The organism is Pseudomyxococcus flavus (assembly GCF_050038885.1).
Classification (GTDB): Bacteria; Myxococcota; Myxococcia; order Myxococcales; family Myxococcaceae; genus Myxococcus; species Myxococcus flavus.
In genome coordinates this window covers 968,267-989,385 of record NZ_CP143624.1, presented here as the reverse complement: position 1 = coordinate 989,385, position 21,119 = coordinate 968,267, and the positions used below count along the sequence as shown (strand labels likewise).

17 protein-coding genes are annotated in these 21,119 nt (G+C 70.9%); 6 read left to right on the top strand and 11 right to left on the bottom strand.

The genetic code is table 11. The features are described from left to right. Positions 1-36: 36 nt before the first annotated feature. A complete protein-coding gene (locus VZL07_RS04020) occupies positions 37-1,080 on the bottom strand; it encodes a serine hydrolase domain-containing protein (protein ID WP_426754000.1) in 1,044 nt (347 codons plus the stop codon). A 203-nt stretch (positions 1,081-1,283) separates the two neighbouring features. Between VZL07_RS04020 and VZL07_RS04015 the strand changes: the two genes are divergently transcribed. Next, entirely contained in the window at positions 1,284-1,622 is a 339-nt protein-coding gene (locus VZL07_RS04015; RefSeq protein WP_426753999.1) for a hypothetical protein, read from the top strand. 12 nt (positions 1,623-1,634) lie between these two features. On the opposite strand, the gene VZL07_RS04010 is transcribed toward VZL07_RS04015, so the two are convergent. Next, positions 1,635-2,456, bottom strand: coding sequence for a serine/threonine-protein kinase (locus VZL07_RS04010; protein ID WP_426753998.1), 822 nt, complete (start codon positions 2,454-2,456; stop codon positions 1,635-1,637). 368 nt (positions 2,457-2,824) lie between these two features. On the opposite strand from VZL07_RS04010, the gene VZL07_RS04005 reads away from it, so the two are divergent. Then, the gene (locus VZL07_RS04005) at positions 2,825-3,745 is read left to right on the top strand and encodes an RluA family pseudouridine synthase (protein ID WP_426753997.1); all 921 of its coding nucleotides are present in this window, start codon (positions 2,825-2,827) and stop codon (positions 3,743-3,745) included. A gap of 41 nt (positions 3,746-3,786) precedes the next feature. Here the strand turns inward: VZL07_RS04005 and VZL07_RS04000 are convergent, their stop codons facing one another. From VZL07_RS04000 to VZL07_RS03980, 5 genes are all read right to left on the bottom strand, one after another. Further along, positions 3,787-4,296, bottom strand: a complete 510-nt coding sequence (locus VZL07_RS04000; RefSeq protein ID WP_426753996.1) for a nuclear transport factor 2 family protein — start codon at positions 4,294-4,296, stop codon at positions 3,787-3,789. A gap of 14 nt (positions 4,297-4,310) precedes the next feature. Next, a complete protein-coding gene (locus VZL07_RS03995; RefSeq protein ID WP_426753995.1) occupies positions 4,311-5,111 on the bottom strand; it encodes an SDR family oxidoreductase in 801 nt (266 codons plus the stop codon). Then, a complete protein-coding gene (locus VZL07_RS03990) occupies positions 5,108-5,539 on the bottom strand; it encodes a GlcG/HbpS family heme-binding protein (protein ID WP_426753994.1) in 432 nt (143 codons plus the stop codon). The genes VZL07_RS03995 and VZL07_RS03990 overlap by 4 nt, the downstream gene beginning before the upstream one ends. Positions 5,540-5,892: 353 nt before the next feature. Further along, positions 5,893-7,317: a hypothetical protein gene (locus VZL07_RS03985; protein WP_426753993.1), complete on the bottom strand. Its 1,425-nt coding sequence runs from the start codon at positions 7,315-7,317 to the stop codon at positions 5,893-5,895. 61 nt (positions 7,318-7,378) lie between these two features. After that, positions 7,379-8,389 carry a ChaN family lipoprotein gene (locus tag VZL07_RS03980; protein WP_426757229.1) on the bottom strand — a complete coding sequence of 337 codons (1,011 nt, stop codon included), beginning with the start codon at positions 8,387-8,389 and terminating at the stop codon, positions 7,379-7,381. Between the two features lie 219 nt (positions 8,390-8,608). On the opposite strand from VZL07_RS03980, the gene VZL07_RS03975 reads away from it, so the two are divergent. Next, entirely contained in the window at positions 8,609-10,246 is a 1,638-nt protein-coding gene (locus tag VZL07_RS03975; RefSeq protein ID WP_426753992.1) for a hypothetical protein, read from the top strand. 54 nt (positions 10,247-10,300) lie between these two features. On the opposite strand, the gene VZL07_RS03970 is transcribed toward VZL07_RS03975, so the two are convergent. The 3 genes from VZL07_RS03970 to VZL07_RS03960 form a co-directional block, all read right to left on the bottom strand. Beyond that, positions 10,301-10,801 carry a hypothetical protein gene (locus VZL07_RS03970; protein WP_426753991.1) on the bottom strand — a complete coding sequence of 167 codons (501 nt, stop codon included), beginning with the start codon at positions 10,799-10,801 and terminating at the stop codon, positions 10,301-10,303. Between the two features lie 141 nt (positions 10,802-10,942). Continuing rightward, a complete protein-coding gene (locus VZL07_RS03965; RefSeq protein ID WP_426753990.1) occupies positions 10,943-11,563 on the bottom strand; it encodes a hypothetical protein in 621 nt (206 codons plus the stop codon). A gap of 104 nt (positions 11,564-11,667) precedes the next feature. Beyond that, positions 11,668-13,683, bottom strand: a complete 2,016-nt coding sequence (locus VZL07_RS03960) for a YgiQ family radical SAM protein (RefSeq protein ID WP_426753989.1) — start codon at positions 13,681-13,683, stop codon at positions 11,668-11,670. Between the two features lie 304 nt (positions 13,684-13,987). Between VZL07_RS03960 and VZL07_RS03955 the strand changes: the two genes are divergently transcribed. After that, complete coding sequence (locus VZL07_RS03955; RefSeq protein ID WP_426753988.1) at positions 13,988-17,629, top strand: AAA family ATPase; 3,642 nt, start codon at positions 13,988-13,990, stop codon at positions 17,627-17,629. A gap of 117 nt (positions 17,630-17,746) precedes the next feature. Here the strand turns inward: VZL07_RS03955 and VZL07_RS03950 are convergent, their stop codons facing one another. After that, complete coding sequence (locus tag VZL07_RS03950) at positions 17,747-18,442, bottom strand: response regulator (protein ID WP_426753987.1); 696 nt, start codon at positions 18,440-18,442, stop codon at positions 17,747-17,749. 396 nt (positions 18,443-18,838) lie between these two features. On the opposite strand from VZL07_RS03950, the gene VZL07_RS03945 reads away from it, so the two are divergent. Together VZL07_RS03945 and VZL07_RS03940 are read left to right on the top strand one after the other, a co-directional pair. Further along, complete coding sequence (locus VZL07_RS03945) at positions 18,839-20,287, top strand: ABC transporter substrate-binding protein/permease (protein ID WP_426757228.1); 1,449 nt, start codon at positions 18,839-18,841, stop codon at positions 20,285-20,287. Then, entirely contained in the window at positions 20,284-21,048 is a 765-nt protein-coding gene (locus tag VZL07_RS03940) for an amino acid ABC transporter ATP-binding protein (protein ID WP_426753986.1), read from the top strand. The genes VZL07_RS03945 and VZL07_RS03940 overlap by 4 nt, the downstream gene beginning before the upstream one ends. The last annotated feature ends 71 nt before the right edge of the window (positions 21,049-21,119 follow it).

The following is a 21,119-nucleotide window of genomic DNA, read 5'->3' as shown; positions in this document are numbered from 1 at the left end:
TGGGCGAAGACGAATTCGGTCGTGCCACTGCCGTGCTCACCCGGGGAGGAGCCTGGAGAGCAGCGCGAGGCCCGGCGCTTCCAGCGGGACGCGCCCACGAAGCGCGGCAAAGAAGGACCAGCCGTGGTTCGCCAGGAGGACCACGCCCGCGTCCGCCGCGGCAGCGAAGCCGATGAAGCCGGTGTAGCCCCCCATGACGGAGGAGCGCCACACCACGGGCTGCCCACGCACCTGCGACACGTTCCAGCCGAGCCCCACGTGTCCGTGGGGCGCCTCCGCGCGCGGTACATGCGTCCGCTGCAGGGCGTGCACGATTCCCGCGTCGCCCCGCCCCAGGTTCGCGTCGAGGAATCGGAGCAGGTCGGGAGCGCTGGAGAAGGCCGCCCCTGCTCCAGGCAGTGCGGGGAAGGTCCATCCTGGGATGGGTTTTCCCCTCGCCGTGTGGCCGGGCATCAGGCGTGGCTCCTGTTCTTCGGAGAGTCGGAGCGTCGTGTCAGCCATGCCCAGGGGCTTGAAGAGCAGGTCCCTCAAGGCGTGCCCGTAGTTGACGCCCGCGCGCCGGGAGAGGGCATGGCCCAGCACGCCCATGCCGAGAATCGATGCGGCGTAGCGGCGCGGGGGTGGCCACTGGGGCTGGTAGCCCTGGAGGAACTCACCGAAGTGCCGCGCGTCGTACTGGCCGAAGGGGTCCTCCCGCTTCAGGGCCTCGTGCTCCAGGTTGGGCGGCAGGTGGGGCATGCCCGAGGTGTGCGTGGCCAGTTGCTCCAGGGTGATGCTGCCCGCCGTGGCATCCGTGAGCAGCGACCGGGGAATCACCTCGGCCAGCGGCATGTCGAGCCGTGCCTTGCCCTGGTCCACGAGCAACGCGAGGAGGGCCCCCGTGAAGACCTGGGTGAGCTCTCCCAGCGCGAAGATGGCACTTGGGGCCGGGGGCGTGCCCTTGCTCCGCAGCGCCTCGACATGGTGCACGCCGCCCTGGGTGATGCCGGCGCAGAGGGACGCCGAGCGGTACCCGCGCACGTAGGCGCGGGTGGCATCCTGGAGCAGCTCACCGGGGGGCAGCTTCGGCATGGAACCCATGGGGCGCCTTCTACACCATGTGTCCCAGGCGGCCAGGGACGGCCGGAGTCCAGTCGCCCGCGTCTCGCTGTCACACGCCCGCACGGGAATTGACGGATTGTCATTCGGCGGCAGTGCGCGTGGCGGGCAAGTTCGCGGAATCCCGAGCAGGGAACGTTGGAACGGCGTGTGTAATGGCATCCCGGCAACAGGAGGTCCACGCCATGCCCGTTTGCCGCCCGCCCGTCTCCCCTGGGTTTTCCGTCACGCGCCACTTCGTCGAGCGCAGCTCGCTCCGGCAGCTTCGTGATGACGTGCTCGACTTCATCCTGGAGTTCGGCAGTCGGACCCGGGCGGCAGGGATGACGCACGTGACGGTGCTGGAGCGGGAGCTGCCCCGGGCGTGGCGGAGCCTGGACGTGGCGCGGCAGGCGCGTGGGTGGATTGTGCTGCTCAACGACGAGGAGCGCCTCATCACCTGCTATCGACGGGGTGACGCCAACCGCTTCATCCGCCGCAAGCCGAAGCACCGCATGTCCGATGCCCAGCTCTACCGCGCCTGAGGACGGGCCGGCTCAGGTGACACGCAGCAGCGAGTACAGCGCCAGGGCCAGCATCGCGCCGCCTAGAATCAGCGGGCCCAGCCGGACGCGCGAGGTCAGCAGCCTCCGCGCGGACGCGGCGCTGTCCGGACGGCCTTCGATGGGCTCCGAGAGCAGGGCCTCCAAGAGCCTGCGCAGGTGGCGCGGCACGTTCGGCGGCAGGGGGCGGCTTCCGGGGCCGCCGCCCGTGAGGGCCTCGTACAGCACGTGCCCCAGCGCATACAGGTCCGACTGCGCCACCGCGCGGCCCCACTTGCGCTGCTCGGGCGCCTGGGGCGGGCGGGGACCGAGGGGCACGAGCGACAGGCCGAAGCGCCAGAGCTTCACGCCACCCGGAGCGAGCAGGACACTCTCCGGCCGCAGGTCTCCGTGGACGAGCCCCGCCTCGTGCGCGGCGCCGAGCGCCTCGAGCAACTGAAGCGCCAGGCATTCCACTTCGGGCCAGGGGAGGGCGTTGACCCGGTCCAGCCGCGTCTTCAGGTCGGGCGCGGTGACCGGCTCCATGGCGTACCAACAGCGTCCGCGCTCTTCTCCGGCTGACAGGACGTGGACGAGTCCCGGGTGCCGCACGCTTCTCAGGACGTCCACCTCGCGGTGGAAGCGTGCTCGGTGCGCTGCGTCCGCCGTCACATGCGCGGGCAGCACTTTGACGCTGCAGGGACCGGCATGGCCTTCCGCCTCATACAGCGCGCCCGTGTCGTCCACGCCCACACGAGCCACCAGCCGGAAGCCGCCCAGGGATTCACCCGTGAGGTCCACCTCGGGTGGGACGCCCCGCATATCCCCGGCCGGCACGACCTCCGCGCCGCAGGAGGGGCAGGCGCGTCGCGTGTCCGCCGGGGCGACGGCAAGGGCGGAATGACAGGCGGGGCAGAGGAGATTCACGGGCGGACGGGGGCAGGCTGCCATCATCTTCCGGGGGCACCCAGCGCACCGCAAGCGATGCGCCCAGCGCGGGGGCGAGCTGCCGCCATCTTCCGGTCCCTCGTGCGCCGCGAGCGATGTGCCCGGAGCGGGACTGCCTGCCCATGGACGAAGGCGGTCTTGCCTCCGGCTTCCAGGGCCCCCTGCGTGCGGAGCGCGATGTCCGGAGCGTAGAGGTGGTGGACGTTGCCGGTGCCGTGGCTGTTGACTCGTCCCCCGGGTTGAGGGACGGGAAACGCATGGCACAGCAGAAGGTCCAGGTTCCTCGTGAGGCCGCTGGTGAGCGGCTCGACCGCTTCCTGTCGAAGCAGGTGCCGGGCCTCAACCTGGAGCGGGCGCGTGCGCTCATCGACTCGGGCGCGGTTCGCATTCGCGGAAAGAAGTGCCAGCCCACGCGCAAGCTGTGGGGCGGTGAGGAGATTGAGCTCGAAAGGCCGGAGCCCCGCGCGGCGCAGCCCGCGGCCACCGAGGGACCCATGCTGCCGGTCCTTCACGACGACGCGGCGCTGGTCATCGTGAACAAGCCCCCGGGCATCGTGGTGGAGCCAGAAGGGCGCGCGGCCTCCGTGGTGAGCCTGCTTGCCGCGCAGCGACCGCCATTCGATGTGGAGGGCATGGCCCAGCCCGGGGTGGTGCATCGGCTGGACCGGGAGACCAGTGGCTGTCTGGCCTTCGCGCGCACGGACGCGGCCGCCGCTGCGCTCCTTCGCGCCTTTCAGGAGAAGCGGGTGGACAAGCGGTACTGGACGCTGGTGCTGGGCCAGCCACCGGACCAGGGGCGTCTGGAGGGGCCCTACGCTCGCGACCCCGCGGACCCGCGGCGCTTCACCACCCGCGTGCCGTCCGCGCGCAGGGCCGCGCTCTCGTTCGAGGTCCGCGAGCGCTTCGCCGATGGGGCGTTGCTGGAAGTCGACCTGGACACCGGCCGCACGCATCAGATTCGCGTGCAGCTCTCCGAGGCCGGTTTCCCCGTGCTGGGGGATTCGCTTTACGGCACGCAGGCGGCGCGAGCGCATGCCGCGGCGCAGACCTTGGGCCGGCAGGCGCTGCATGCCTTCCGATTGGAAATCCCCAGCCCCGCTTCGGGACATCTCGTTCGCGTGGAAGCCTCGCTGCCCGAAGACTTCCAGCGCGCCCTCACGCTGTTGCGTGGCGGGTGAGGCACACGGGGCGCCTCCCCGCCACCGCTGCGCGCGCCGTGTCAGCGACCTTCCTCGCGCGCGGCGGGCTCCACGCGAGTCCACAGCTCGTTGAACGTCAGGCTGTCGAAGAAGGCCGTCGCCTTCGTCACCTTTCCGTCGTGCATCTCGAGGAACCAAGCGTACGTGTTCTCATAGGGCACGCCGTCTCGCGCTGTTCCCCTCGCATCGAACAGGATGGTCACCGTGTCGCCCTCCGCGTAGATGCGGTGGACCGTCGGCTTCAGGCCAACGCGCATGCGCGCATTGAACGGCCGGATGACCTCGCTCATGAAGGCTTCGTGGCTGGGATAGGTCTTCGAGGCGAGCGACCTGCCGGTGATGGTCCACGTCGCGTCCTCCGCGAGGAGCTCGTAGGGGCTGCCGGTGCCGGACGCCCATGCCTCGAACTTCTCCATGACCCGCGCCTTGTTGCGCGATTCGATTTCCGGATGCGTCTGTCCCATGGAGCTACCACCCACCCCTGATGCGATGCAGAAGGCCGAAGCCGCAATGACGGTTCTCAGCGTCATGCGTTCCTCGCAGCTCAGATGTTCTTCTCCCAGGCGGCGAGTTGATGCTTCTTGAGCATGTCCTCGACGGCCTTCGGCACGACGTTTCGGAACCTGCCGGTGTCCGCGGGCACGATTTCAATCATGCGGTCGATCATCTCGCGCGCGTCCAGATGGCCCTCGGGGGCCTGCAAGAAGGCGTCGAACTCCTTTCGCAGCGCCGCGCGCTTCGTGACGTGCCTGGAGTCGTCGAGCCAGCGGAACGGCGCGTCCGCCATCGTCTCGTTGTAGCCGGTGTAGTACGCGCCGGGATTGATGGTCTGAACCTTGATTCCGTAGGGCTCGAGCTCCTGCTGCAAGGCCTCGGCGATGGACTCCAGCGCATGCTTGGTGGAGACGTAGACGCCCCAGTTCGCCGGCGTGAACAGGCCGCCCATCGACGAGGTGAACACGACCTTCCCCTTCGTCCGCGTGTCGATCCACTTGCGGACGAAGCCCTGCGTGAGCTGCAGCGGCAGGAACACGTTGACCTCGAAGTTGCGGCGTACGAGGTCGACTGGAATCTCGAAGACGGGCCCGGCTTCTCCCATGCCGGCGTTGTTCCAGAGGATGTCGATGTCGAACGTCTGCGCATGGGCGACGTCATAGGGGTCGTCCAGGTTCAACCGCTCGACGCGGAGGTTCTTCAGGCCGAGCTCCCTGGCCTTCTCCCGGAGTGGCGTGACCTGCGGAGAGACCTGCACGGTGGCAATCACGTCGTGGCCCTTCCTGGCGAGGCCAATGGCCGCACCCTCGCCGAAGCCGGAACCGGCACCCGTGATGAGAATCCGCTTCATGCGTTGCTCCTTGCTGGTTTGAACCGGGCTTCGAAGGCCGCGAAGGCAGCCTGCGCCACTTCGGTGTCTTGCGGAACGGTGCCACCGGAGATGCCCAGGGCGCCGATGACGGCGCTGTCCGGCCCCTTGAGTGGGATGCCGCCGCCAAACGGGGCGAGGCCTCTGTTCGTCAGTTCGAGGAAGTGCGCGGGCGCCTCGGGCTTGCAGTAGTCCCAGACCGCTTCGCTGTTCGCTTGAAAAAGCACGGCCGTCGAAGCCTTGCGGATGGCGATGTCTATCGACGCCAGGACCGCGCCATCCATGCGCCTGAGCGCCTTGAGGTGCGCGCCAGCGTCGAGCACGGCGATGACGACGGACAGCCCGAGCTCACGAGCCCTGGCCTCCGCGCTGTCGAGGACGACCTGGGCCTGTTGAGAGGTCAGTTGCATGTCGGGAACGCCTCCTCGCGTGCGGCAATGGCGCGTGCGATGGCGGAGCGCACCGTGACTGGCGGGAATAGCGCAGGGCCGGGCAGGCCATCGATGCGCTCTCTTGCCGTTGATTCGAGTGGCATGAAGGTCGGCCTCCTGTGTTGCCGAGGACGTCGACCCAAACCTTCATTCGCACCGGCGGTGGCGCAACCCGCGGCAGTCCGACTCCAGGCGGCCAGCGCGGTGGGCCCTGCCGCGTCAGTTCCCCTCGAAGGGGAGGAGGGGGCAAGCGTGGCGCATGATGCAGCGGCGGCGCAGAAGCCGACCTCGGGCGAGTCGCCCGAGGCCATTCGTGAAGCGTGTGCTTCGGTTTAGAAGCGCACCTGGAGCAGCAGGTTGCCGCCCACGAGGTCCGGTGACGTCAGGACGGGGCGATCGACTCCCGTTTCGTCTTCCATGAAGATGGTCTGGTTCGGGTCGCGTGTGTAGAACAGCTCGGCGAGGACACCGACGGCCTCTCCCAGGTCCCAGAGCGCCGTGGCCCTGGCCGTCAGGATGAGGCCTCTATCCTCGCCTGCGGGAAGCATGGAAACCTGGTTGGGGCCCCGAAGGACCAGGGGGCTGATCGGGAGCCCTGGCGAGAGCGGATAGATCCGCTCCAGCGTCGCTGGCGCGGTGACGCGCACGAGCAGCCCCGGCGTGAGGCCCCAGTCCCGCAGGAAGTAATCCACGCCCACCGTGGCCGACAGCTCGGACTGGAGCTGCGTTTCTGGGGCCTGCGCCTGGTCGTACGGAAAGCCGGGCATATCGACCGTGATGAAGGTGGCCGTGCGGTAGTAGGCGAGCGCGTGAAGCCGCAGCAGGTCCCACTTGAACCTCGCGACGAGCGCCGCGGCATGGGCGGACTCCTTGCGCGTCTCCCCCGGATCCAGCGAGGCCGTGTCCAGAAGCTGTTGGGACACGTAGCTCCCTTCCAGTGCGACGCTCGCGCCGAAGCCTCCCGGGTACACGTCGGGCACGAAGAAGCGCTCGAAGAAGGTCGGGTCTCCCTCATAGAGCGCCAGGTCCACGTTCGAGCCGACGGGGACGCCATGGTGCCACAGCAGGCGCCCCGACACCCCACGTGCATGGATGGGGCTCTCGATTCCCATCCCACCGGCGCCCGGGGCGGGCCCCCGGTCGACATTCGCGACCTTCACTTCCGCCCTGAAGCCCGGAGACACGTCCACGCCGGCGCCTGCCATCAGCATGAGCCGCCGCTCCGTCTCGAGCGTCAGGCCGTTGTTCACGCGCGCGGACTTGGCGGCGACGAAGGCGTCCCAGCGCCGCCGCGACAGGCTCAGCTCCAGGCCCGGCTCGCCGCCGGGCTGCGGCGAGCGGTAGGGCTGGCGTCCCCAGGCCACCGGGTTCTCGTAGCCCATGTACAGCCGAGTCGAGCTCACGGGCAACGCGGTCAGGGCCAGCCCCTCATCCGGCGCCCAGGACGAAGGCCGGTAGCGGAGCCGCAAGAAGCTGGCGTTGTCCGCCAGGGAGATGCCCTGGGTCCCCGTCGCAAGCAGAAAGACAGACACCCCGGCCTCCGCCCTCAGTCCCGACGGAAACTCCGGTGTGCGCGCATCCAGCGCGACGTGAAAGCGCGTGAGGGAATCCGGCGCACCGAAGTCGGTGTCTGCTAGGAGCAGGGACCCGCGCGTCTGGAGGAACGACGACGCCGAAGGGTTTTCCTGCGTGTCGGTGGACTCCGGGCTCTGTCCCAGGGCCAGGACGAGCGAGGCGGCGAGAATCGAGGGTGTCATGGGCGCGGCGACATAGCCCATGCCCTGACATGTTGGCTACTTCACGCAGTGTCCGACGACGCTACTTCGTCGTGCGATTGCGAAGCGCCGCGCACGGGTCCTCCATGGGGACCGCCGGCGTGAACCAGACATAGTCGAAGGGAAGGGATTGCACGCCAAAGGAGGCCGCGTAGTCCGTGGGCTCGCCCAGCTCCGGGGCGGCTTCGAGCAAGCCCACAGAGCGCACACTCTGGCCGGGGACACGCGCCGCGAGCTGCGCGGGCACACCCCGGTCCGTGCGCGCATGGCCATTGCCGGTGATGAGGACCGCGCCCTGGCGCGTGTCCGCGCTCAGCAGCCGGTCCGCCAGATGCGCGTCCCGGGCACGCTGGGCCTGCACCATGGGGCCGAGCATCTCCTGGGGCAGGTGGCCACAGTGGGCTTCGTCTTGCTCCTGACGCATCGCCTGCTCCACGGCCTCGGGCAGGGGCGTGTCCAGGGAGAGGCGCTGGCGAAGCTCGGGTGCCAGGGCTTCCGGACCCCGCATCACCAAATCCCGCACCTGCGCGCGCGGCAGGTTGGCGGCGATGACGGGAAGCCCCGCCTCCAGCCCTGCCGCGAAGACGGGGCGGTACAGGCTCCAGTCCGGCCACCCGCTGCCGGCCCAGTTGACCGCGGCCGCGAGCGCCTCCGCGTCACGAGGCGCCCGCGCCAGCGACGCGTCCACCGCTGGCTGTTGCCCAACGTCCAGCATCTCGAAGGCCAGCGCGGGCTTCCGCCCTCCCGCGGCCAGGGACTGGACCAGCCACGCCTGGAGCGCGTGGTGGTCGGGCTGGTCATGCCGTTCTCCCAGCACCACCCAGCGCGCCTCGGCGAGCGAACGGCGCAAGGTGTCCGCGTCCACGAAGCGGGACGCCTTCACGTCCCAGATTCGGCCCGTGAGCGGATGCTCCCGGTGCAGCGGGGAGGACCACCCACTGGGGAGCGGTGCCTGGGCAGCCGGCTGCACCACGGCTGAGTCAGGCCGCGTGGCGCTGGCGCGCGAACAGGCGGAGGCGGACAGCAGGACGGAAGCGATGAGGAGCGTGCGCATCACGCACGCCATTCATCCACAAGGCAGGCGCCGGGGACCACATCCGGGTGGGCACGGTGGTGGACCGGTGACAGCCGTTGGGGGAGGGCGTTCGCGGGGGGACCCGACGGGATGGCCACAGGTCCCCGGGCTGGATGCGTTTCCCTCCCCACCGGGCGGATTGTTGCGTCTCCTCTCGCGCATGACGTTGCCGCCTGTCGAACCAGAGGGGAGCAACGTATGCGTCAGGCGAAGTGGAAGCCCGCGCGGGTGGCGCGGTGGGGCGGCGTGTTGCTGGGAGTCCTGCTGTCCGCCTGCGGGATGCCGTCGGATGAGCCACCGGATGAAGTGCCAGAGGAGGTCTGGGAGGCGTTGGACGGGCGGGCGGGTCTGTCCATCCCGTCCGAGGCGAGAACGCGCATGGCGAAGACGCCGCTCACGGGACGTCCGGGCGAGGGCGTGGCCTTCGATGGCAAACAGTTCCTGGTCGTCTGGCAGGACGAACGCGAGGGAGGCGTCTTCGGCGCGCGTGTGACGCCCAAGGGAAAGGTGCTCGACCCCGGAGGCTTCCCCATCAACGCGGGCAGTGGGCTGGATGGCGGGCAGCCCCGTGTGGCCTGGGACGGCAAGTTCTTCCTCGTCACCTGGGTCAGCGCGTCCGGCCTGGTGGCCGCCCATGTCGAGCGCGACGGGGACGTGCGCCGCCGGTTCGTCGTCTTCGGCTCCGATGAGGTACGGGGGCCTCCTGGCATCGCCTGCGCGCATGAGCTGTGTCTGCTCGCCTTCCCCTTCGTGGGCGACGTGGAGAGCATCATCAATGCCATTCGTGTGACGTCCGACGGAGACGTGTCCGAGCGCACGCAGCTCTCCGTCTCCGCCTCCAACATGGCCATCAGCCCGGCCGTGGCCTGGGATGGCAAGCAGTTCCTGGTCGTCTGGAGCGACGAGCGCGGTGGGATCCTCACGCCGGACCTCTTCGGAAACCGGGTGAAGAAAGACGGCACCCGGCTGGACGGGCCGGGCGGTGTCCCGCTCGTCGTCCGCGAGGGCGCACAGACGGTCCCCGACGTGACGTGGACGGGCAACCACTTCTTCGTCGTGTGGCAGGACGACAAGAACGGCACGCAGGATGTCTACGGCGCCCGTTTCCGCAAGGACCTCGCGTTGGACGGGCCCGCGGCCTTCGGAATCGCCACGGGCGCGGGCGACCAGACAGTGCCTCGCGTGGCGCCCAGCGGCAACAAGTCGCTCGTCGTCTGGGATGACACCCGGACGGGGCACCACCGCGTGCGCGGTGTCCGGGTGGGGGACAACGGAAGCATCCTGGGCTCGAAGTCGGGCTTCACCATCTCCTCGGGGGACTTCCCAGAGGAGCTTGCGCCCGCCGTGGCGGCCGGAGACCACAAGTTCCTCGTCACCTACGCGGGCACGACCACGGGCACGGATGAATTCGGCCCGCACGAAATCCTGGCGACCCGTGTGACGCACGACGACACGGTGAAGGACAGGCCGGCGCTGCGGCTCACGCGCCCGTCGAAGCACAAGCCGCCGGTGGCCGCCGCGCGCGGCGACGACGCCTACCTGGCGGTCTGGAGCGAGAACCTCTCCGGCACGCCGGGCATGCTGGCCGCTCGGGTGAGCCTGGATGGAAGGTTGCTCGACGTGCCCGTCGTCCTGCCCGCCGGGGCGACATCACGCGCGCCCGTGGTGGTGTGGGACGGTGACGCCTGGTTCGTGGCGTGGGAGGAGGACGCCGCTGACGCCACGGGATTCCGGGGCGCGCGTGTGAGTGGGGTGGGCCCGGCGCTGGAAGTGAGCCGGCTGTCCGGTTCCGAGCCACTCCCGCTCGAGATGCTGGCGCCGTCCGCCAAACGTTGACGGCACTGATTCCGGTCAGGCGGACACGCCGCCTGGCCGGGAAGGAGCTCCTGACTACTTCGAGTCCACCACGACGACCATCCAGCGGTCCGTGGCGTGGTCGATGCGGATGTTGGCGGCGCCGGCCTCCTGGAACTGCTGGATGATGCCCTCCAGGAAGGTGAGGTGCTCCTTCGGCGCGTCGACGAAGATGTTCTTCGGGCCGCTGCCCTTCGCCTTGGGCTTCTTGGCCGGGGCGGCGGGCGCGCCGTTGAGGGCCTCCGGGGCCGCGGCGGCCTTCAGGCGGGCCGCGGCGTCATCCACCACCGGCTCCGTCTCTTCGGCCTCGGGCTCGGGCTCCACCTCGGGGGTGGGCGCGGGCGCGGCGGCGGCCGACGCGGCCTCGTCCTCGGCCTGCTCACGGAGCTGGTTGAAGGTCTTCATGTTGATGGTGCCGCCAAACTTCTGCTTGAAGGACTCCAGCGCCTCCTTGCTGCTGATGTCCGGCTGCTGGCGGAAGAGGTCGAGCAGGAACGCGTGGCGCTCCTGGGTCTGCTCCTGGGAAGTCCTCGGCATCGTCTTCGTGCTCCTGGATGTGTCGCGATGTTGCGAAAGGCGGCGCACCCTATCCGGAGCCGCGAAGCGCCGCAAAGGGGGGCCTGGCCTCCCCTGTGGGCTCGTCGCGCGTGCGGAGCCACACGCGCTCGCGGTGTGACCTCAGTGCCGGGGCGGTGGCGGCGCGCTGTGGTCGCAGTGCAGCAGCGACGGCGGGTCGAAGCAGCTGAAGCGCTGGTTGTCGAGCCGGCACACGCCGTCGGGCGTGGCCGCGCATTGAACCTCCGTGCGAGTGGCTTTGCAGTCGTAGCCGCAAGCCAGGGCCTCGGAGGCGTTGAGGCAGCGGGGCGCGGGCGTCTCCGCGCCGTACTGGTGGATGACCGCGTCCGGCGGGTCCCAGCACTTCAGCTGGTTGAAGTTCGTGGAGCACACGCCATAGGGCGTCCGGTTGCAGGCCACCTCGCCGTTGAACTGGCGGCAGTTGTAGCCGCAGGCCACCTGGCCCCGGCTCTCCTTGCACTCGGGCTTCGCGCCCCGGGTGGGCGGGTGCTGGATGGCGGCCAGGGGCGGGTCCCAACAGTGCACGCCCCCGACCAGCACCTCACAGATGCCGTAGGGCGTCCGGGCGCAAGCGGCCTGCGTCCCATTGGACTTGCACTGATACCCGCACACCGAGCGCCCCTGGGCGAACAGGCACTGCGGAGGCGGCGGCCGGACCACGGGCTGTTCCGAGGCTTCCAGGGGAACCGTCGCGAGCCACAACGCGGAGAGAAGGCTGAGCATGGTGGGAGGCCCGACGAAAATGGCGGCGGTTTATTCAACCGGCCGCATCGGAGCCGCCCGGACGCCGGGCGGGCACGGTGGGGTGCCCGGTGGGTGGTGCGGGCTCAGCGGGCGCGCGGCCCGCCGGGGCGGTGCGGCCGGGAGCGGCCGGGGCCACGGGGGCCACCCCGGGGCGCGGCGTCCTGGCGCGGCGTGGCGGAGCCCTCGTGGGCATCGCGCTCGGCGCGCTGGCGGCGCGCGGCCTCGGCGGGCGACTCCGGCGGGACGAGCGCGTGTGGGCCGCGGCCGATGAGGTCCTCGCGGCCGGCCTGCTTCAGCGCCTCGCGCGCCAGGGGCCACTGCTCCGGGTTCCAGTAGAGCAGCAGCGCCTTCTGGAGCCGCTTCTCGCGCAGGCCCTGCGCCGTGTAGACGGGCTCCATCTTCAGCGGGTCCAGCCCCGTGAAGTACATGGCGGTGGCCATGGCCATGGGGGTGGGGATGAAGTCCTGCACCTGCCGGGGCCGCTTCCCGTTCTTCTTCAACCACAGCGCCAGCTCCACCATGTCCTCCAGCGTGGAGCCCGGGTGGCCGCTGATGAAGTAGGGGATGTCGTACTGCTCCTTGCCGGCCTCCTCGCTGGCGCAGGCGAACATCTGCTGGAAGCGCTCGAAGCTCTCGATGCCGGGCTTCTTCATCTTCTCCAGCACGCGCGGGGACACGTGCTCCGGCGCCACCGACAGCTGCCCGCCCACGTGGTGCGCGGCCAGCTCCTTCACGTACTCCGGCGAGCGCTCCGCCAGGTCGTACCGCACGCCGCTGGCGATGAAGACGTGCTTGACGCCGTCCTCCTTGCGCACGTCCTGCATGAGGCTGATGAGCGGCCCGTGGTCCGTCTGGAGGTTCTCGCACACGCCCGGGTGGACGCAGGACAGCTTGCGGCACCGCTTCTCGATGTCCTCGCTCTTGCACTTGAGCTTGTACATGTTGGCGGTGGGGCCCCCCAGGTCGGTGATGGTGCCCCGGAAGTCGCCCATGCGGCGCAGGGCGCGGACCTCGCGCAGCACGCTCTCCGCGGAGCGGCTCTGGATGACGCGGCCCTCGTGCTCGGTGATGGAGCAGAAGGTGCAGCCGCCGAAGCACCCGCGCATGAGCACGATGGAGTGCTTCACCGTCTCGTAGGCGGGGATGCGCTCCTGGTACATCGGGTGCGGCACGCGGTTGAAGGGCAGGTCGTACAGCTCGTCCATGGCCACCGACGGGGTGTCGGCATGGGCGGTGCCCACGCCGTCCTCCAGCGGGAGCGCGGGCGGGTTCATGTAGATGGCGCGGTTGCCGTGACGCTGCGCCAGCGGCCGCGCGTTGCCCGGGTTGGTCTCCATCTGGAAGTCGCGGCTCATCACCGCGAAGGCGTGCTTGTCCTCGATGACCTGCTCGTAGGAGGGCAGCACCACCGTCTTGCGGTCCACGGCGCGCCGGGCCGGGTCCGCCTCCAGCGCGCGCATCTCCTCGTCGTTGATGATGTACGCGGTGCCGCGCACGTCGCGGATGTCCTGGATGCGCTCACCCCGGCGCATGCGGTCCGCGACCTCCATGATGGGGCGCTCGCCCATGCCGAAGACGAGCAGGTCCGCCTTGGCGTCGAAGAGGATGGAGCGGCGAACCTTCTCGCTCCAGTAGTCGAAGTGCGCGATGCGGCGGAGGCTGGCCTCGATGCCGCCCAGGATGATGGGGACGTCGGGATAGGCCTCGCGGCAGCGCTGCGCGTAGACGATGGTGGCGCGATCGGGCCGGCAGTTGGTCCGCCCGCCGGGGCTGTACTGGTCCTCGGAGCGGTTCTTCTTCTGGGCCGTCAGCCGGTTGAGCATCGAGTCCAGGTTGCCCGCGGCCACGCCGAAGAACAGGCGCGGGGGCCCCAGGGCCTTGAAGGGCTCGGCCGAGTGCCAGTCCGGCTGCGGCAGGAGGCCCACCTTGAAGCCGCGGCCCTCCAGGAAGCGTGCGATGAGCACCGGGCCGAAGGCCGGGTGGTCCACGTACGCGTCGCCCGTCACGATGATGATGTCGCACTGTTCCCAGCCCCGGGCCTGCATGTCGGCGCGGGTGGTGGGCAGGAAGGGATGGGCGTAGCGCGTCTGAGGGGCCATGTCGGAGAGGGGGCGGGGCTTCCTCCCAGAACATCGGGACGATACAGAAGCAAGCCCGGCTGGAGGGGTGTACCCGGGAATGCACCCGAAGTGTGGCGCATTGACGGCGATCCAGGCCTCCCCTACCTTGGCCGCCCTCTTACATGTGGCGACCTGTTCGGGTGGACAGGTCGTGAAGTGTAGGTCCTCGAGTGCACCTCATGGCAGTCGCAGCCTTTTCCTCAGCCTCAGCGGACAGGACGGCCCCGTGGGACTCCGTTGGCCCAGGGCCGGTGCCTGGTGAGGTGCGGAGGCCACGCGTCCGATGAGCGGAGGGCCGGACGCGGGCAGGGCAGGTGAGGCGGCGGAACCCGAGGCCGGGGCCTCGGGGGCGTCTGCTTCCACGCGAGAGCTGCACATCGAGTACGACGACGCGCCGCCGCCCGCTGTCGCCCCCGCGCGGCGAAACGGCCCGGTGCCGCGCTGGCGCAACACGCTCGTGGTGCCGGAGCCGCCTCGGGAAGAGGAGGTCGCGCTGCGGCGCACCGAGAATGCGGTGCGCGCCGAGGCGCCCCAGGCGCCGGTGCCTCCCGAGCCCGACGCGGAGGTGGCGCGGGCGCCGAATCCGCTGCTCGTGTCGCGGATGGCGCGGGGCCGGGAGTCGCCGGAGGATGTCCCGTCCCGTGACGTCTCCGCGTCCGAGGACGTGAGCCCCGCCGAGCGCGAGGCGATGCGGGCCGCGGTGGCCAGCGGCAAGCGGCGCGAGCTCTGGTCCCCGCCCGCGTACCTGCCCGAGGACCTGCGGGAGGCGCTGCTGTCCGAGCGCAGCCAGTACCGCGCGCAGCTGCTCCAGGACGTGCGTGAGGTCAGCCTCCAGGGGCCGGGCGTGCTGTCCCTCATCCCGAGGCCGGCGGCGGACCCGGACTGGTCGGGCGGCACGGTGCTGGGCTTCCAGGGCGAGGAGTGCGTCTTCGGCGGCGACGTCGTCCACCTGGACTTCGAATCGGGCCGCGTCTTCGCAGCGCCCAGCCACGGCGACGACGTGGACCGCCGCGCGCTGTCCGCCGACCGTTGGTGCTACCGCCCCTATGACTTCGCGGAGGCACTGTGCGCGGCGGCGTCGGCCTATGAAGAGCGGCAGGACGCGCTCGCCGAGTCCCTGCGCCGGGCGTGTGGTGAGGCGCCTCCGGCCGCGCTGTCTCCGCAGGATGAGCTGCTGCTCCCGGCGGACCGACTGTGGCGTCAGCCCTGGGGCTGCATCTGGGGGCCTCCGGGTACGGGCAAGACGACGGCCGTCGCGGACCTCATCGCGCGTGCGCTGCGCGCCTACCCCGGCGAGCGCATCCTGGCCGTGGCGCCCACCAACCGCGCCGCGGACGAGCTGGTCCTCCGCGTCAGCGCGCTGCTGGAGCGCGAGCCCATCCCCTTGCGGCCCCTGGCGCGCAGCATCTTCCGCGGAGGCACGGGCGCGAGCGAGGCGCTGGCGAAGCTGCCCACCGTCATGCTGGAGGACACCAAGGGGGGCAAGCTGCGCGCCAGCATCGAGGAGCGGGAGCGGGAGCTCATCCTCCAGCGCATGCGAGGCGGGCCCGCGCACGAGCTGGCCAAGCTCCAGGCGGAGCTGCGGGGCCTGCGCGGCAAGGTGAAGGACCCCACGCTCAAGGAGGTGGAGAAGGGGGACTGTCCGCTGGTGGTGCTCACCGTGCACCGCGCGCTCCGCCTCGTCTCGGAGCTGGAGGGAAAGCAGCACTTCGCGCGGCTGGTGGTGGACGAGGCGGGCATGGTGACGCGCGCGGCGACCGCGCTGATGGGGCCCCTGGCGGAGCGGGTGACGCTCGCGGGAGACCCGAAGCAGATCGGCCCGGTGAGCCGCGCCGCCGAGGGCGCCGGCAAGGGCACGCAGAAGTGGCTTCGCGGCAGCGGCCTGTCCCACCTGGAGGACGCGGTGCGGGACGCGGCGCGCGCGGACGTGCTGCTGCTGCGCACCCAGCACCGCATGCACCCGCACATCGCGAAGGTGGTGAGCCACTTCTGTTATGGCGGCGCGCTGGAGGACGGTGACGGCGTGAAGGCCCGCGCGGAGCGGCCCGCGCCGGTGGCGGCGTTCCCGGAGACGCGCGCGGGGTGGGTGGTGCTGGATGGCCTCACGCGCGATGTGAAGCGGCTGACGCACGGACGTGGGGAGACGGGCTCGGGCTACCAGCGCGAGCTGTCCGCAAACCTCGCCGTGTCCCTGGCGCGGGAGGCGGTGCGCTCCGGCCTCAGCGTGCTGTGCGTCACGCCGTACCGGGCCCAGGCCGCGCTGCTGCGCCGGCTGGGCAACGCGGCGGGGCTGCGCGGCGACGTCTTCAGCGCCTCCACCATCCACCGCCAGCAGGGCACCCAGTACGACGTGGTGCTGGTGGACACCGTCGCCGGGGGGCGGCCCTTTCCGCCGCACACGCTGGTGCCCATGCTCAACGTGGCCGCCAGCCGCGCGAAGGACTACCTGCTGGTGCTGGCCTCTCGCGACGAGGCCCGCGCCGCCACCATCCCCCAGCGCTTCCTGTCGCTGCTGCCGCGCCTGCGGGTGCTCCCGGGGGACGCCTTGCGGCTGGAGCCGCTGCCCGTCCCGCAGCGCGCGCCGCCTCCGCCTCCGCCCCCCGTGCCGGTGGACCTGGGCGCGGAAATCGCGGGCGCGCGGCCCGGCCGTCCGCTCTTCACGCACGAGCAGGTGTCCCTCTTCGAGCGGCGCTTCGATGACGGGCACCACCTGGTGCGCGGCGTGGCGGGCAGCGGCAAGACATATGTGCTGGCGCACTGGGTGGCGCGGTACCTGCTGGAGCACCCCGAGGCGCAGGTGCTGGTGTCCTTCTTCAACCGGGCGCTGGCGCCGCTGGTGGACAAGCTGCTGGTGGAGGCCATTGCCCAGCGCGCGGGCCGGCTGCGGGTGCGCGAGCTGCGCTCCCGGGTGACGGTGAAGCACGTGGGCGCCCTGCGCCGCATCGCCCCCGGGGCCTTCGACGGTGTCTTCGTGGACGAGGCCCAGGACATGGACGCCAAGGCGCTGGCCATGCTCCACGGGCTGGTGCGCCCGGACACGCTGCCGGACGGGCGCGAGGTGCGCTGCTTCCAGCTCTTCATGGACGACTCGCAGAACGTCTATGGCCAGGTGCCCATCGACGCGCTCAAGGAGCAGCTCCCCGAAGGGCTGTCCTTCCGGGGGCGCACGCGCGTGCTGAAGGAGACGTTCCGCGCCACCCGGGACATCCTCGACGTGGCCTTCAATGTGGTGCTGGACCCGCTGCGCCAGCACGGCGCGGCCGAGCCCGGCATGCGCGAATACATGAAGGTGGGCGAGCTGGCGCGCGAGGGGCTCGTCTGGCTCCCGGAGGAGACGCTGGAGGGGCTCTTCCGCGTCCAGTCCACCGAGCGCGGCGGCGTGCTGCCGCAGGTGCGTGGATTCGCCTCCAGCGCCAGCGAGGCACGGCAGGTCGCCCGCGAGGTGGCCCGTCTCATTCGCGAAGAGGGCGTCCACCCCAGCGACATCCTCGTGGTGGCGCCCGTCATGCCCTCCCAGTTCACGGAGGCGCTCAAGCGCGCGGGCGTGCCCGCGGAGGCCTACGGCGGCAAGGGTGGCCGCAACGTGACGGACTTCCGCGTCAGCGGCGTGGACCACGTGCGCGCCACCACGGTGTTCTCGTGCAAGGGGCACGAGTGCCCCATCGTCTTCTTCGCGGGCCTGGACGCGCTGGACACCGCGGAGCAGTGGATGGCGGGGGCACGCGAGCGCTCTGCCCGGGAGAATGAGCGCATCCGCCGCGCCATGTTCTACGTGGGGGCCACGCGCGCGATGAAGCGGCAGTACCTCACCGGCGTGAAGGGCGCGCGCTTCCTCCGCGTGGCCGCGGCCTACGTGGAGACGCTCGCCGGGCTCGTGTCCGCCACGCCGGAGGAGACGCGGGCACCGGGCGCGGACGCGCGGTAGGGCGCGCGGCGGAGGCCGCTGCCGCGCCGGACGACGGCGGGGCACCTGTACCACCCGCGTGGTGAAGTCGGTGGTCGCGCCGCGCTGGCAGTGGGACGAGGCCGTCGCGTCGGCGCTTCAGGCGTCGCGGGCGCCGGGCCGCAGGTCGGTGGTGGATTCCACGGTGGGGACGGGGACCTCCAGCTTGAGCCGCTGGGGTCCACCCACGTCGGCCATGAAGGAGAGACGCCCGCCGTAGCGCTCGAGCAGCCCGCCCACCACCTTGAGGCTGTCGTTGGCCAGCAGCCCCGCGAAGCGCTCGATGAGGGAGACGGCCTGCTCCGCCGGGAAGGAGGGGTCGGCGACCTGGACCTTGAGCACCATGGACGCCTCCGACATGCCCACCTCCGCGTTCACCCCCAGGGGCGCTTCACGGAAGGGGGCGTAGAGGCTGGCCATCGTCTCGCGGTGCCTCAGCAGGCCCTTGAGGTACGTCACCAGCTCCGCGTCGTCCCAGGGCTTGCTGATGAAGCGGCAGATTTCGCCCTCGTTCACCGACGCCACCACGGACTTGAAGTCCGCATAGCCAGAGATGATGAGGCGCAGCGCCAGCGGATGGCTGCGTTTGATGCGCTGGAGCAGCTCGCTGCCCGTCATTCCTGGCATCCGGAAGTCCGACAGGACGATGTCCGGATGGAATTCCCCCAGCCGCTCGAGCGCCTCGTTGCCGTTGAAGGCAATCTGGACCTCGAATCCCTCTCGCTTCAGCAGCCGCTGCAACGCGCGTGCGATGGGCGGCTCGTCGTCGACTATCAGAACCCTGAACGCTTCCATGACCACGTCGCTCCTCGGGCGCGCACTCTAGACGGGCTCCTACGGAAAATCCCCGAGTCTGGAAAATGAATGCCGGGTCAGGCGTACACCTGCGACAGGGTGGGAGGAATTGCTTCATCCTGGTTGCGGCCGGGGGGCACCTGAGCGGCAGCAACGCACCCACGACCAGCAGGGCCCCACCACTTCCCAGCCACCAGGCGCGGGGCTGAGGGCGGGCAGGGCGCATGGCGCCGGCGGGAGGCCGCTCCTGGGCGCGGACCTGCCAGCGCGGGAGGGCGGCGCTGGCAGGCGCGACTGGCGGCGGGACGGTACCTGTCGTATGGCGGAGGCCCGCACGCCAGAAGGAGCGCGCCCCTGTCCCAGGCGAGAAGGTCCTCATCCCTCCTGCCCGCCGTCCTGGCGCTGCTGGCGCTGGCGTGGCTGCCTTCGTGTGGCGCGGAGCCGGATAGCGGGCTGGCGCGGGTGCGCCGCACGGGGGAGCTTCGCTGGGGCGCGGATGCCCAGGGTGGGGAGCCCTACGCCATGGAGGACCCCGACGCGCCCGGCGGCATGAAGGGCTTCGAGGTGGAGCTGGCCGAGGCGCTCGCGCGCGAGCTGGGCGTGCGCGCCCGGTTCGTCCAGAATGACTGGTCCAGCCTCATCCCCTCGCTGGAGCGCGGCTCGTTCGACGTGGCGCTCAACGGCATCGAAGTCACGCCGGCGCGTTCCGGCCGCATTCTCTTCACCCGGCCGTACTACGTCTTCAACCTGCGGCTGCTGGCCCGCCGGGATGACGCGGCCGTCACGGGGTTGGACTCCTTGAAGGGACAGCGGGTGGGCACGCTGGCCAGCTCGCTGGCGTGGGACCTGCTCCAGCGCAGCGGCGTGGAGGCGGTGCCCTACGAGGGCGTGGAGGAGCCCTACATCGACCTGGAGCAGGGCCGGGTGCGTGCGGTGTTGATGGACGACATCATCGCCCAGCGCTACGGCCAGCCACGCCCGGCGCTCCGCGTGGTGGGCGATGTGGGGGAGGGCTACTACGCCATCGCGGTGCGGCCCGGAGACGAGGACCTGCGCGAGGCGCTCGACGAGGCGCTGGGGCGGATCGCCCGCTCGGGCGAGCTGCGCGCCATCTTCCAGCGGTGGGGCATCGACAGCGCCGCCCAGCAGCGGATGGTGGACTGGACGGAGGCGCAGACCCGCGAGGTGCTGGCCTCCACACACACGGTCCGCCTGGGCTGGGGCCAGCTGGTGCTGTTCCTCCAGGCCGCGGGGGTGACGCTGCTGGTGTCGGTGGGGGCCATGCTGCTCGCCATCCCCCTGGGCATCGGGCTGGCGCTGACGCGGCTGTACGGGCCCGGTTGGGCGGGCCGGCTGGCCACCGCCTACGTGGAGCTGTTCCGGGGCACGCCGGTGCTGCTGCAGCTCTACGTCCTCTATTACGGACTGGCCGGGGTGCTGCGGCTGGACCCGCTCAGCGCGGCCATCCTCGGCCTGGGCCTGAACTACGCGGCCTATGAGGCGGAGGTGTACCGGGCGGGTGTGCTGGCCGTGCCGCGCGGGCAACTGGAGGCAGCCATGGCGCTGGGCATGCCGCTGCGGCTGGCGCTGCGGCGGGTCATCCTCCCCCAGGCCTTCCGCGTGGCCCTGCCCGGCGTCACCAACGACTTCATCGCGCTGCTGAAGGACAGCTCCCTGGTGTCCGTCATCTCCGTGGTGGAGCTCACCAAGCGGATGACGATTACCGCGGTGGATGTTCGGAGCTGGTTGATTCCGGGCGCGCTGTGCGCGCTGCTGTACCTGGCGATGAGCTATCCCCTGTCCCGGCTGGCGCGGCGGCTGGAAGCGAGGTTGGAGCGCGGATGATCGAGGTCGAGAAGCTGAGCAAGCGCTACGAGGGACGGCTGGTGCTGGACGGCATCGACGCCGTCTTCGCCCCGGGCGAGATGACGGCGCTGGTGGGCCCTTCCGGCGGTGGGAAGAGCACGCTGCTGCGGTGCCTCAACGGCCTGGAGCCCTTCGACGAGGGCGTGGTGCGCGTGGGCTCGGACACGCTGGCCCCGGGGGACGTCCGCGCGCAGGGCGAGAAGGTGCGCGGCATCCGCCGCCGCGTGGGCTTCGTCTTCCAGCAGTGGCACCTGTTCGCGCACCGCACCGCGCTGGGCAACGTGATGGAGGCGCCCATGCACGTGAAGGGCGTGGGCCGGAAGGAGGCCCTGGAGCGGGGGCGGGCGCTGCTGGAGAAGGTGGGCCTGTCCCACCGCGAGGACGCGTACCCCTCCGAGCTCTCCGGCGGCGAGCAGCAGCGGGTGGCCATTGCCCGGGCGCTGGCGATGGAGCCGGAGGTGCTGCTGATGGACGAGCCCACCAGCGCGCTGGACCCGGAGCGGGTGGGCTCGCTCATCGACCTGCTGGAGCAGCTCCGCGCGGAGGGCCTCACGCTGGTGGCCGTGACGCACGAGATGCGCTTCGCGCAGGAGCTCGCCTCGCGCGTGCTGGTGCTGTACGGCGGGCGCATCATCGAGGAAGGCCCGCCTGCCCGGGTGCTCGCCAGCCCGCACCATGAACGCACGCGCGCCTTCCTGGGCCTGGGCCGCGTCGCCCCGGTTCGCGCCCTGGGGGCTTGAGCACGCGCCGCGCGCTGGCGGCCCGCACGCCAGGCAGGCGGAGGACCGGGCGGGGCAGAATCGGCTCACCG

Excerpts from the sequence above, each read along its gene's own strand:
- VZL07_RS04015 (WP_426753999.1), top strand. The coding sequence starts at position 1,284 with ATGCCCGTTTGCCGCCCGCCCGTCTCCCCTGGGTTTTCCGTCACGCGC.
- VZL07_RS03950 (WP_426753987.1), bottom strand. The coding sequence starts at position 18,442 with ATGGAAGCGTTCAGGGTTCTGATAGTCGACGACGAGCCGCCCATCGCA.
- VZL07_RS03970 (WP_426753991.1), bottom strand. The coding sequence starts at position 10,801 with ATGCCGAGGACTTCCCAGGAGCAGACCCAGGAGCGCCACGCGTTCCTG.
- VZL07_RS03960 (WP_426753989.1), bottom strand. The coding sequence starts at position 13,683 with ATGGCCCCTCAGACGCGCTACGCCCATCCCTTCCTGCCCACCACCCGC.
- VZL07_RS03965 (WP_426753990.1), bottom strand. The coding sequence starts at position 11,563 with ATGCTCAGCCTTCTCTCCGCGTTGTGGCTCGCGACGGTTCCCCTGGAA.
- VZL07_RS03990 (WP_426753994.1), bottom strand. The coding sequence starts at position 5,539 with ATGCAACTGACCTCTCAACAGGCCCAGGTCGTCCTCGACAGCGCGGAG.
- VZL07_RS03985 (WP_426753993.1), bottom strand. The coding sequence starts at position 7,317 with ATGACACCCTCGATTCTCGCCGCCTCGCTCGTCCTGGCCCTGGGACAG.
- VZL07_RS04000 (WP_426753996.1), bottom strand. The coding sequence starts at position 4,296 with ATGACGCTGAGAACCGTCATTGCGGCTTCGGCCTTCTGCATCGCATCA.
- VZL07_RS03995 (WP_426753995.1), bottom strand. The coding sequence starts at position 5,111 with ATGAAGCGGATTCTCATCACGGGTGCCGGTTCCGGCTTCGGCGAGGGT.
- VZL07_RS03980 (WP_426757229.1), bottom strand. The coding sequence starts at position 8,389 with ATGCGCACGCTCCTCATCGCTTCCGTCCTGCTGTCCGCCTCCGCCTGT.
- VZL07_RS03975 (WP_426753992.1), top strand. The coding sequence starts at position 8,609 with ATGCGTCAGGCGAAGTGGAAGCCCGCGCGGGTGGCGCGGTGGGGCGGC.
- VZL07_RS03955 (WP_426753988.1), top strand. The coding sequence starts at position 13,988 with ATGAGCGGAGGGCCGGACGCGGGCAGGGCAGGTGAGGCGGCGGAACCC.
- VZL07_RS03940 (WP_426753986.1), top strand. The coding sequence starts at position 20,284 with ATGATCGAGGTCGAGAAGCTGAGCAAGCGCTACGAGGGACGGCTGGTG.
- VZL07_RS04020 (WP_426754000.1), bottom strand. The coding sequence starts at position 1,080 with ATGGGTTCCATGCCGAAGCTGCCCCCCGGTGAGCTGCTCCAGGATGCC.
- VZL07_RS04005 (WP_426753997.1), top strand. The coding sequence starts at position 2,825 with ATGGCACAGCAGAAGGTCCAGGTTCCTCGTGAGGCCGCTGGTGAGCGG.